This is a genomic window from Roseateles sp. FW305-36 (assembly GCF_058787015.1).
On the sequence record NZ_JBYSZK010000004.1, the window covers coordinates 415,193 to 426,149 of the forward strand.

The window sequence follows — 10,957 nt, forward strand, 5'->3', positions numbered from 1 at the left end:
TCACTCGCCGCCGGTGTCGTCGTCGACGGCGCCGTCGTTGTCCTTGCGCGCCTGCCGGGCCAGTTCGGCCTTCAGCGGCTTCAGCGACTCGATCAGCGTCTCGGGCGGCTGGGGTGCCACCAGGCGCAGCGCCGGCGGCGGCAGGCTGGCCAGATAGGGCGGGCCGAGGACATATTGCTGCTCCTGCCGGCCACCCAGCTGCAGGCCCAGGCCCAGCAGCAGCAGGGCCGCGATGCCGCCGTTCAGGATGCGGCGCGCGCCGGGCCACACCAGGCCGGCATGCCAGGCGATCAGGGCCGCACCGGCCACCGGCGTGGCCAGCGACTCGATGACCATCAGGCGCGGCCAGGAGAAGGCATAGGCGACGGCGGGCAGCAGCCACTCCAGCACCTGCAGCGCGACGATGACGACCAGGGCGCGGCGCAGATGGGTGGTGAAGGGGAAACGATGCTGGAAGAGCTGGCTGGCCAGTGACCACAGGCCGGCCCAGCCCAGCACGAAGGCCAGCGGCCCGAGCAGCGGCGAGGCGTAGTCGATCCAGCGCGCATCGGGGTCGACGGCGGTCCAGCGGTCCAGCCACTGGAAGAACAGCATGGACAGCAGCAGCAGCGGCAGCAGCGCCCAGTGGCGCACCGGCTGCACGAACAGCAACTGCTCCGGCGCCAGCACGTCGGCGCTGGTACGCAGGCGCAGCGAGCAGCCCGCCAGCTGGAAGGCGCCGCCTTCGGGCAGCGCGGCCTCCTCGCCAGCATGCAGGCGCTTGCCGGCGACGGACCCGCCATTGCGGCTGTCCAGCAGCCTGAGTTGCACGCCGCCGCCCGGCACGAGCTGCAGCTCGGCATGCTCGGCAGCGAGGTGGGCGTCGTCCAGCACCACGTCGCAGGCGGGCGAACGGCCGATGCGCACCGGCCACTGCGTCACGCGCTGCACCAGGGCAGTACGGCCGTCGCGGCCCAGCAGCTCGACGACGGCAGCAGCAGGCGTGGCGGGCGCCACCACGGGGGCGACCGGCGTCACTTGGTCTTGCTGCTCTTGGTCCACGCGAAGCCCTCCAGGTAGTGCGCCGCGAGCTTGAGCGCGTTGTCGAAGCTGACGCCGCGGGCGTCGAAGCGGCCCAGGGCGCCCTCGGTGGACGAATCTACCGTCGTCACAAGGACGCTGAGGTCGTGCAGGCCGTCCAGCTTGCGGTAGGCGCGCAGGCAGACGACGGCGCGCAGGGGCAGGCCGTCACGATCGACGAACTGCTCCTTGCAATACGGTGCCGTGCGCGACTTGTCGGCCGCGCCCAGGCGCTCGTTGCGAAAGCTGCCCGAGTACTGGCGCGAGAAGCGCAGCGCACCGAGCTTGGCGCCGTCGTAGGCCTCGTGGGACATGTCCAGCCAGCCGGTCTGCAGGTTGCCGCTGACGAAGAGGGCGTGGTCCATGCGGCATTGCGAGCGCTCGAAGTCCAGGCCCTTGGTGTCGGCCGACGTGCCGCGGCCCCAGCAGCGCATGAAGTCCTGCTTGGGCACCGGCAGGCGGTAGCGATCGTTGTTGGCGCTCTCCCAGGGCAGGGCCAGGAAGCGCGTGACGAGCTCGTCCTGGTATTTGGTGAGCTGGTCGCGCAGCCGGCCCCAGGCGGCCGCGCGGATGGGCTTGGCGGCGAGGCTGCGCTTGACCAGGCTCTCGGCGAATTCGCCCGGCACCAGGAAGCTGACCTGCTGGGCGAACAGCAGCGTCGACACGTTGACGCCGACGACGAGGCCGTCCTCGTCCAGCACCGGGCCGCCGCTCATGCCGGGGTTGATGCCGCCAGCGTAGTAGATCAGCGGGTCGAAGCTGCGCTCGACCAGGCCGTTGTAGTTGCCCTCGACGACGGCGAAGGCCACGTCGTGGGGGTTGCCCATGGAATAGATGCGCTCGCCCTTGGCCAGGGGCTGGCTCTGGGGCCGAAAGCCGAGTGCGCCGCGGCCCTTGAGTCCGTTGCCGCCGCCCCCCTTGCCGTCGTCGACGGCGCGCAGCAGGGCCAGGTCGCGGCGGGCGTCAAAGTCCAGCAGCTCCAGCGCCCCGCCCTCGCCGTCGGTCGTCGCATAGCGCAACCGGTAGCTGTCGGGCTCCAGCGCGAACTGGCTGATGACGTGATAGTTGGTGACGACATGGCCGTCGTTGCTGACCAGGAAACCCGACCCCACCGAGGCCTGGCTGTCCTGGGTCTTGAGCAGGGTGCGGATCTGCAGCAGCTGGCCCTTGCTGCGCTCGTACAGGCGCCGGGCACTGGCCGAGACTGTAGGCGGCTGCTGGGCCTGCGGCGGCTGCGGATTGGGAGCGGCGGGCGCGGGCGGCGGCGATTGCGCGCCGGCGGCGATGGCCAAGCCGGCCAGCGCCGCGCCCAGCAGGGACTTCAGACAGGACTTCAGCAAACGAGACCTCCCGTGGAGGCCGTCGATGCTAGCTGCTTTGCGCGCACGAGCCGCTGGTCACGCCACATGGCCGTGAAGCATTCCGATCATCCGTGGCCGAAACGCACCTGGTTGGGCTGCTTCTCGGGCTGCAGCTGGAAAGCCTGCGGGTGCTTGCGGAAGAGCTTGGTCGCCGGCGCGGACTTGGGCAGCAGGCCGGCGTCCTTCAAGGCCTTGGCGGCGCTGCCGAGGTCATGCCATTGGCCGTCTGCCAGCTTGGGCAGCAGGGCCAGCACGGCGTTGATTTCCCGGGCTGCGGCGACGTTGGCGTCGACGGCGCTCGGGGCCGGCGCCGCCTTGGGGGCGGGAGCCGGCGTCGGCTTGGGCGCCGGAGCCGGCGCTGCGGCCTTGGGCGGCGCCGCCTTCTTGGCGGCCGGCTTGGGCGCTGCCGCCTTCCTCGCAGCCTTGGCCGCCGGCTTGGGCGCCGGTCGGCCGCTGTCGTGGGCCAGCTCGTTGAACTGGTCGTAGATCTGGATGACGCCGTCGCCCGTCTTGCCATGCTGGCCGAAGCCGCGCAGCCAGGCGCCCTTCTCGCGCAGGCGCAGCACCAGCGGCGCGAAGTCGCTGTCGGACGACACCAGCACGATGACGTCGGGCTTCTCGCTGATGGCCAGCTCCATCGCGTCCACCGCCAGCGCGATGTCGGTGGAGTTCTTGCCGATGGCGAGATTGACGATGGCGCGCAGGCCCAGACGCTTCAGGAAGTTCTGCTCGCGCAGGGCCTGCTCGGCATTGCAGTAGGCGCGGCGGATGTGGGCGGCGCCGTAGTCCTTGAACACCATGCCGAGCGCCTGCTCGATGACGTCGGTGGCGACGTTGTCGAAGTCGACGAGGAAGGCGACTTTCTTGTTGGTGGTCATCACGAGATCAGTTTCCAGTTCAGGGTTTCGCCGCCGCGCAGGGGCTTGAGCTGAGCTTCGCCGAAGGGCACGGCGCTAGGAAGCGTCCAGGGCTCGCGCTTCAATGTGACCGTGCCGGTGTTGCGCGGCAGGCCATAGAAGTCGGGGCCATGATGGCCGGCGAAGGCGTCGAGCTTGTCCAGCGCACCGATGGCTTCGAAGGCCTCGGCGTACAGCTCCAGCGCCGAGATGGCCGTGAAGCAGCCGGCGCCGCAGACCGAGTTCTCCTTCAGCTGGGCAGCGTGCGGCGCGCTGTCGGTGCCGAGAAAAAACTTCGGCAGCCCCGAGCCGGCGGCCTTCAGCAAGGCCTGGCGATGCTCCTCGCGCTTCAGCACGGGCAGGCAGTAGTAGTGGGGGCGCAGGCCGCCGGTGAAGATGGCGTTGCGGTTGTAGAGCAGATGCTGGGGCGTGATGGTGGCGGCCGTGAAGCGGTCGGCCTCGGTCACGTACTGGGCGGCCTCCTTGGTGGTGATGTGCTCGAACACCACCTTCAGCTCGGGCATGGCGGCGCGCAGCGGCGTCATCACGCGGTCGACGAACACCGCCTCGCGGTCGAAGACATCGATGTCGGCGTCGGTCACCTCACCGTGCACCAGGAAGAGCAGGCCCTCGCGCTGCATGGCTTCCAGCGTCTTGTAGGTCTTGCGGATGTCGGTGACGCCGGCATCGCTGTTGGTCGTGGCGCCGGCCGGGTAGAGCTTGAGCGCGACCACGCCCGCGTCTTTGGCCCGCTTGATCTCGTCCGGCGGCGTGTTGTCCGTCAGATACATCGTCATCAGCGGCTGAAAGTCCAGGCCTGTACCTTGTTCAGGCAGCGCGGCCAGGATGCGCTCGCGATAGGCCACCGCCTGGGCGGCCGTCGTGACCGGCGGGCGCAGATTGGGCATGACGATGGCTCGGGCGAACTGGCGCGCCGTGTAGGGCAGCACGCTGGCCAGCGCTGCCTCGTCGCGCAGGTGCAAGTGCCAGTCGTCAGGCCGGGTGAGGGTGAGCTGTAAGGGAGCTTGGGTCATAAAACCGGATTGTCGTCTGCGCGCCCGGTCCGGCTTCGGTGACACTCCGCCCTGATCGAAATAAGGAGACTGCTTCCTCTCATCATGAACAACGCGAAACGCCTGGTCGGCACCCTGGTCCTGTTGGCAGCCTTTGGCGGCGCCCTCTTCTTTGCGCTGCGCAGCAATGAAGAGCACAAGCAGATCGCGCAGGAGCAGGCCGCGATCGCCAGCGCCGAGCCGCTCAAGGGGCTGATCGCCGTCGATGTGGAGGCTTTCTTCAAGGACGAGCGCGTCGCCAAGGTGCTGGGCGGCGCCAAGCTGCCGGTGCAGGTGGCCCGCGTCGGCAGCCGCGACATGGCGGCCAAGATCGGCGCCGCCGACCAGCCCGACTTCTTCATCGCCAGCGGCGTCGTCGCCGCCAACATGATTGCGGACGCCGCCCGCAAGGCCGGCAAGAACGCCACCCAGACCTCGCCCTTCCACACGCCCCTGGTCGTCGCGTCCTGGGAGCCGGTCGCCAAGATCCTGGCTGCCAACGGCATGGCCAAGGCCCAGGCGCCCAAGGTCTACAGCCTGGACATGGAGAAGCTCACGCAGGCCATGCTGGCCAAGCAGCGCTGGCGCGACCTGAAGGCCAGCGGCGACTACGCGGTGTCGCGCAGCGTGCTGGTCAGCACGACCGACATCCGCCGCAGCAACTCCGCCGCCATGTATCTGGCCCTGACGTCGGCTGCGCTGAACGGCGACGTGGTGGCCGACCGCACGGCGGCGCAGAAGTACGCGACGCAGCTGGCCGAGCTGTTCAAGCGCCAGGGCTTCCAGGAGAACTACGTCAACGGCGCCTTCGACGACTATCTGGCCATCGGCATGGGCAAGACGCCGCTGACCTTCATCTACGAGGCCCAGATGGTGGCCCAGGCCCAGAAGGGCGGCATCCGTCCCGAGATGGTGTTGATGTATCCCCAGCCCACCATCGTCAACAAATGGGTGCTGGTGGCGCTGAACGAGCGCGGCAAGCAGCTGGCCGAGCTGCTGTCGACGAACAAGACACTGCAGGCCGTGGCCCTGGAGCAGGGCTTTCGCACCGGCGACACCACCGCCTTTGCCGAGGCCACCAAGACCGCCGGCCTGGCCGTGGACGTGAAGCTGAACCAGGTCATCGACCCGCCAGGGTTCGATCTGATGTTTGAAATGATCGACATCGTCAGCCGGGAGATGAACCAGTGATCCGCCGCACCCTGCTCCTGTTGAGCTTCACGCTGCTGGCCGCCTGCGGCAAGAAGCCCGAGCCCGCTGTCCAGACGGCACCCGAAGCGCCCGCCGGCCCGGTGCTGCAGGTGCTCGCCACCAGCGACCTGAAGGACATCGAGCCGCTGGCGGGTCAGATCAAGGCCGCCACCGGCGTGGACGTGCAGTTCCGCTTCGGCGGGACGATGGAAAGCACGCAGGAGGTGCTGAACGGATCGAAGGCCGACGTGGCCTGGTTCGCCAACGCCAAATACCTGCTCAGCGATGCGGCCGGCCAGGGCAAGGTCAAGCTGCAGGAAAAGATCATGCTGTCGCCCATGGCCGTGGGCGTCAGCAAGAGCGACGCCGCCAGGAATGGTTGGGACAAGCCCGATGCCAAGCTGACCTGGTCCGACATCACCCGCGCCGCCAAGACCGGCAAGCTGCAATACGCGCTGTCCAACCCGGCCACCAGCAACCAGGGTTTCATGGCCCTGCTGGGCGTGGTTGCCGCAGCTGGCGGCAAGGGCGAGGCGCTGAGCGCGGCCGACGTGGACCGCGGTGCGATTGCCGACTTCCTGAAGGGCTACAGAATAGTCGGCGACAACTCGACCTATCTGGCCGAGCAGTTCGCCAAGCAACAGGGCACGCGGGCCAACGCCTTCATCAACTACGAGAGCTGGCTGCTGACGTTGAACGCCAGCGGCAAGCTGCGCGAGCCCCTGCACCTCATCTACCCCTTCGAGGGCGTGACGACGGCCGACTATCCCTTCATGCTGCTGAACGACGCCCGTCGCGCCGACTATCTGAAGGTGGTCGAGTATCTGAAGGGCGACACCGCCCAGCTGTGGCTGGCCCGCCAGACCCTGCGCCGCCCGATGCGCGCCGAGGTGGCGGCCCAGGTGGCCGACATCCTGCCAGCGCGCGGCTTCCAGGTGGAGCTGCCCTTCTCGCCCGACCGCCAGCTGGCCGACGGCCTCATCGACGCCTATCTGAACGAGTTCCGCAAGCCCATCGCCAGCACCTTCGTGCTGGACACCAGCGGCAGCATGCAGGGCAAGCGCCGCGAGCAGCTGGTCGAGGCCATCCACTACCTGGCCGGCGCCGACGCCTCGCTGACCGGCCGCGTCGCCAAGCTGACCAACCGCGAGCGGCTGTGGTTCCTGCCCTTCAGCGACCACGTGCGCGAGCCCGTGGCCTTTGAGATCCCGGCCGGCAGCAAGGTCACCAAGGGCGTGCGGCCGCAGGCCGACACCGAGGCCAAGCTGGCCGAACTCAAGCGCGTGCGCGACGCCGCCGACGAGCTGAAGATGGCCGGCGGCACGGCCCTCTACGACGCGGTGCTGACCGGCCTGCAGAACATGCTGGAGGAGCGCAAGCGCAACCCCGACTACCAGTACTCGGTCGTGGCCTTCACCGACGGCAAGAGCAATATGGGCCGGCGCCTGGAGGACTTCAGGCGCGCCTACGAGCAACTGCCGGAGGACGTGCGCGGCATTCCGGTCTTCATGGTGCTGTTCGGCGAGGCCGACGCGGGTGATCTGAAGGCCCTGGTGGAGATCACCGGCGGCAAGGTCTTCGACGCCCGCAAGACGCCGCTGTATGCGGTGTTCAAGGACATCCGGGCCTACCAATGAACGGTCTGCTCAGATGGCTGAACGCGCCAGCGAACTGGTGCGGCCTGCTGGCGGCCACCGGCGTGCTGGTGCTCAAGGGCCTGGGCTTTCTCGGCGGCTGGGGCCTGGGCGTGGCGGCCCTGGGCTATGTCGTCGGCCTGGTCGGCGGCGCGCTGTGGTGGGGCTGGCCCAGCACGAAAGAAGACGCCTGGGAGGCGCTGAACTTCGAGGACGAGGGCGATGCCCGCGAGGCCATGGGCCGGGCCCTGGCCGGCGTGCGCGGCCTGACCGAACACAACCCGGGCGGCCGCATCCCGGCACCGCTGGCCCAGCGCATCATGCATCTCTGCCAGCGCCTGGAGGGCCTGCTCGACCAGTGGGAGCGCAGCAAGGGCAGCTTGAGCCTGCAGGAGACCTTCCATGCCCGCCACATCGCCATCAGCTATCTGCCCCAGGCGCTGAACACCTATCTCAGCATCCCGCCGCAGTTCGCCACCACCAAGCTGCTGGCCAATGGCAAGACGGCGCAGACCACCTTCGAGGGCGTGCTGGCCGAGCTGGAGACCAAGGTCGAGCAGCTCGGTGACGACCTCGCCTCGCAGGACGCCCAGGCGTTCCTGCGCCACAGTGAATTCCTGAACCAGAAGTTCGGCAACAAGGACATCGCATGAACACCACGACGACCACCGCAACCGCCGCCCCCACGTTCACGCTGACCCCGCCCGAAGTCATCACACCGGTGCAGCCCGTCCAGGCCGTCGAGGCCGTGCCGCTGAAGGCCGACGTGGCCGACAAGGTCGACGAGCAGGTGCAGCGCTTCATCGAGGCGCTGGAGAAGGAAGACCTGCACAGCGAGCCCTTCAAGGCCAAGCTCGACAGCGCCTTCCAGCTCGGCCGCCAGGAGATCAGCGTCGCCGCCGGCCTGATGCAGGGCAGCCTGATGCAGCGCAACTTCGTCGGCGCGACGGACACGCCGGCCTACAAGGCCATCGCCGCCATCCGCGGCCAACTCGACGAGCTCAACCCGGGCAAGGACGGTGACCTGCTGCAGCCGCGCAAGCTGCTCGGGCTGATCCCCTTCGGCAACAAGCTGGAGGCGTACTTCCGCCGCTTCCAGTCGGCCAGCTCGCAGCTGCAGACGGCCATGACCCAGCTCTATGCCGCCAAGGACGACATCCAGCGCGACGTGGTCGACATCGAGGCCACCCGCGCCAAGCTCTGGGACGCGATGCAGAAGCTCGCCGGTGCGGCGCGCTTCGCCCGCGTGCTGGACGAGCGCCTGGCCACCCGCGTGCAACAGCTGCAGCCCACCGACCCGATGAAGGCCAAGGCCCTGGAGCAGGAAGTGCTGTTCTACGCCCGCCAGAACCTGGCCGACATCCAGACCCAGCAGGCCGTCTGCGTGAACGGCTATCTGGCTCTCGATGTGCTGAAGAAGACCGGCCGCGAAATGATGATCGGCTGCGACCGCGTCGCGACGACCGGCATGAGCGCCCTCGCGGTGGCCCAGACCGTGGCCCGCGCCACCGGCAACCAGATCGAGGTCATGCAGATGCTGCAGGGCGTCAACAAGACCATCGGCGACCTCATCAACCAGACCGGCACGGCGCTGAACCAGCATGTGGACGCGACGGCCGAGTTCTCGTCCAACCCCATGCTGGGCATCCAGCAGATCCAGTCCATGTTCGACCAGACCTTCCAGGCCATGGACGCCATGGACAACTTCCGCAGCAAGGCCATCGAGACCATGGGCACCAACAACAAGCTCATCCAGGAGCAGTTGCAGCGCTCGGAAGGCTATCTGGACCGCGTGCGCCAGCAGCAGGCCAAGGCGGCGGTGGCGGGGACGGCCATCGACGGGCCGGTCAAGCTCTAGTCCGCCTGGCCATCCAGCCGGTCGGCCAGGCGGCCGGCCAGCCAGTCCATGAAGACGCGAACCCGGCGCGGCGTGTGGCGGCGCTGGCTCATGACCAGGCGCACCGGCAGCGGCGCGGCCTCGAAACCCTGGAGCACGCGCACCAGCCGCCCTTCCGCCAGCAGCTGCCTCACCCCCTGCAGCGGGAACTGCGCGATGCCCGCGCCAGCCACGGCCGCGGCCTGGTAGGCATCGGTGTTGTTGACGGTCACGCGCGAAGGCAGCGTCAGCGTGCGCTCCTGGCCGGTGGCGTCCACCCAGTCGAAGCGCGGACGGCGGTCGGCCCAGGTCTGGCTGTAGTGCACCAGCACATGGCCGCTGCCGAGCAGTTCCTCCGGCGTGGCCGGTGTGCCCTGCGCGGCCAGGTAGGCAGGGCTGGCGACGTTGACCATGCTCATCTGCCCGAGCGGCCGCGCCACCAGCAGCGGATCGTGCACGGCGCCGACGCGCAGCACGCAGTCGAAGCCCTCCTCGACCAGGTCGACGCGGCGGTCGGTGCAGCTCAGCTCGACCGTCAGCCCCGGATGCGCCGCGAGGAATTCCGGCAGGGCCGGCAGCACCGCGTCCAGCGCCAGGCGCACCGGCATGTCCACCCGCAAGCGGCCGCTGAGCTGGCGGTCCTGCTGGAACAAGGCCTCGATCTCGCCCGCGTCGGCCAGCAACGCCTGGGCGCGTTCGGCCAGCAGCTCGCCGTCCGAGGTGAGGCTGACGCGCCGCGTCGTGCGCTGCAGCAGCCGCGTGCCCAGGCTGGCCTCCAGGTCGCGCACGATCTGGCTGACCCGGCCCTTGGGCAAGGCCAGTTCGTCGGCGGCGCGGCTGAAGTGGGCCAGTTCGGCCACACGAAGGAAGACACGCAGGGCGGCGAGGTCGATATTGGCAGCCATTAAAAGCACAGTCATTTCAATTTCGGCGACTTTATCCATTCCAGAAGCGCCAATAAATTTCGTTCCGTCCCCTTTCACCGCCTCACGGAGCGACTCATGAACACACCCATCACCCTCATCACCGGCGCCAGCCGCGGCCTGGGCGCCGCCATGGCCCTGGCCCTGGCCCGCGACGGCCATGACCTGCTCATCACCTACCGCGACCAGGCCGACGCCGCCCAGGCCGTGGTCGCACAGGTCCAGGCCCTCGGCCGCCGCGCCCACGCGCTGCCGCTGGACGTGGCCGACAGCACAAGCTTCGGCCGCTTCGCGGCCCAGCTGCGCGAGGTCGTCTCGGCCTGGGGCGCCACGGCACTGGACGGCCTCATCAACAACGCCGGCACCGGCGCCCACGCCTCCTTCGCCGAGACGACGCCGGCGCAGTTCGACGCCATGATGGCCATCCATCTGAAAGGCCCCTTCTTCCTGACCCAGGCCCTGCTGCCGCTGCTGGCCGACGGCGCGCGCATCCTCAACATCTCCAGTGGCCTGGCCCGCTTCACCATTCCCGGCTACGGCGCCTATGCAGCCATGAAGGGCGCGGTCGAGGTGCTGAGCCGCTACCAGGCCAAGGAGCTGGCCGCGCGCGGCATCCGCGTCAACACCTTGGCGCCGGGTGCCATCGCGACCGACTTCGGCGGTGGCGCGGTGCGCGACAACGCCGAGTTGAACCGCTTCGTCGCGTCGGTCACGGCCCTGGGTCGGGTCGGCGAGGCCGACGACATTGGTGGCGCGGCGGCGGCCCTGATGCGACCGGGCGCGAACTGGATCACCGGCCAGCGCGTCGAAGCTTCGGGCGGCATGTTCCTGTAAGGCGAAGCCCCTCGTCCAGTCCCGTCCCGCTGAACGCGGGCGTGCCTAGCCGGTCCCCCGAGCAACTGTGTTCGGTGTCAAGCCTCTGATGGAGACTGCAGATGCTTGACGGCATTCCAGGTCGCTTGATC

The 10,957-nt window shown here is 68.9% G+C and carries 10 protein-coding genes; 5 read left to right on the forward strand and 5 right to left on the reverse strand.

From position 1 onward, the window contains the following. From AC3WOE_RS10545 to pyrC, 4 genes are all read right to left on the reverse strand, one after another. Entirely contained in the window at nucleotides 1–1,041 is a 1,041-nt protein-coding gene (locus tag AC3WOE_RS10545; RefSeq protein WP_492690297.1) for an FHA domain-containing protein, read from the reverse strand. Beyond that, nucleotides 1,014–2,399, reverse strand: coding sequence for a S1 family peptidase (locus AC3WOE_RS10550; protein ID WP_492690298.1), 1,386 nt, complete (start codon nucleotides 2,397–2,399; stop codon nucleotides 1,014–1,016). The genes AC3WOE_RS10545 and AC3WOE_RS10550 overlap by 28 nt, the downstream gene beginning before the upstream one ends. Before the next feature lie 86 nt (nucleotides 2,400–2,485). Next, a complete protein-coding gene (locus AC3WOE_RS10555; protein ID WP_492690299.1) occupies nucleotides 2,486–3,298 on the reverse strand; it encodes an NYN domain-containing protein in 813 nt (270 codons plus the stop codon). Further along, nucleotides 3,298–4,350: a dihydroorotase gene (gene pyrC, locus AC3WOE_RS10560; protein WP_492690300.1), complete on the reverse strand. Its 1,053-nt coding sequence runs from the start codon at nucleotides 4,348–4,350 to the stop codon at nucleotides 3,298–3,300. Before pyrC ends, AC3WOE_RS10555 begins: the two co-directional genes overlap by 1 nt. Before the next feature lie 84 nt (nucleotides 4,351–4,434). Here pyrC and AC3WOE_RS10565 point away from each other — a divergent pair, with 84 nt between their 5' ends. Genes AC3WOE_RS10565 through AC3WOE_RS10580 form a run of 4 tightly spaced genes read left to right on the forward strand, consistent with a single transcriptional unit; the run spans nucleotide 4,435 to nucleotide 9,051 of the window. After that, nucleotides 4,435–5,559, forward strand: coding sequence for a hypothetical protein (locus AC3WOE_RS10565; protein ID WP_492690301.1), 1,125 nt, complete (start codon nucleotides 4,435–4,437; stop codon nucleotides 5,557–5,559). Further along, nucleotides 5,556–7,196: a substrate-binding and vWA domain-containing protein gene (locus AC3WOE_RS10570; RefSeq protein ID WP_492690302.1), complete on the forward strand. Its 1,641-nt coding sequence runs from the start codon at nucleotides 5,556–5,558 to the stop codon at nucleotides 7,194–7,196. Before AC3WOE_RS10565 ends, AC3WOE_RS10570 begins: the two co-directional genes overlap by 4 nt. Next, entirely contained in the window at nucleotides 7,193–7,846 is a 654-nt protein-coding gene (locus AC3WOE_RS10575; protein ID WP_492690304.1) for a hypothetical protein, read from the forward strand. Before AC3WOE_RS10570 ends, AC3WOE_RS10575 begins: the two co-directional genes overlap by 4 nt. Continuing rightward, nucleotides 7,843–9,051, forward strand: coding sequence for a toxic anion resistance protein (locus AC3WOE_RS10580; protein WP_492690305.1), 1,209 nt, complete (start codon nucleotides 7,843–7,845; stop codon nucleotides 9,049–9,051). The genes AC3WOE_RS10575 and AC3WOE_RS10580 overlap by 4 nt, the downstream gene beginning before the upstream one ends. On the opposite strand, the gene AC3WOE_RS10585 is transcribed toward AC3WOE_RS10580, so the two are convergent. Continuing rightward, nucleotides 9,048–9,989 carry a LysR substrate-binding domain-containing protein gene (locus AC3WOE_RS10585; protein ID WP_492690306.1) on the reverse strand — a complete coding sequence of 314 codons (942 nt, stop codon included), beginning with the start codon at nucleotides 9,987–9,989 and terminating at the stop codon, nucleotides 9,048–9,050. The two genes, AC3WOE_RS10580 and AC3WOE_RS10585, sit on opposite strands and share 4 nt — an antisense overlap. Nucleotides 9,990–10,070: 81 nt before the next feature. Here AC3WOE_RS10585 and AC3WOE_RS10590 point away from each other — a divergent pair, with 81 nt between their 5' ends. Further along, a complete protein-coding gene (locus AC3WOE_RS10590; protein WP_492690307.1) occupies nucleotides 10,071–10,826 on the forward strand; it encodes an SDR family NAD(P)-dependent oxidoreductase in 756 nt (251 codons plus the stop codon). Nucleotides 10,827–10,957: the final 131 nt, after the last annotated feature.

Excerpts from the sequence above, each read along its gene's own strand:
- AC3WOE_RS10555 (WP_492690299.1), bottom strand. The coding sequence starts at position 3,298 with ATGACCACCAACAAGAAAGTCGCCTTCCTCGTCGACTTCGACAACGTC.
- pyrC (WP_492690300.1), bottom strand. The coding sequence starts at position 4,350 with ATGACCCAAGCTCCCTTACAGCTCACCCTCACCCGGCCTGACGACTGG.
- AC3WOE_RS10565 (WP_492690301.1), top strand. The coding sequence starts at position 4,435 with ATGAACAACGCGAAACGCCTGGTCGGCACCCTGGTCCTGTTGGCAGCC.
- AC3WOE_RS10575 (WP_492690304.1), top strand. The coding sequence starts at position 7,193 with ATGAACGGTCTGCTCAGATGGCTGAACGCGCCAGCGAACTGGTGCGGC.
- AC3WOE_RS10580 (WP_492690305.1), top strand. The coding sequence starts at position 7,843 with ATGAACACCACGACGACCACCGCAACCGCCGCCCCCACGTTCACGCTG.
- AC3WOE_RS10585 (WP_492690306.1), bottom strand. The coding sequence starts at position 9,989 with ATGACTGTGCTTTTAATGGCTGCCAATATCGACCTCGCCGCCCTGCGT.
- AC3WOE_RS10590 (WP_492690307.1), top strand. The coding sequence starts at position 10,071 with ATGAACACACCCATCACCCTCATCACCGGCGCCAGCCGCGGCCTGGGC.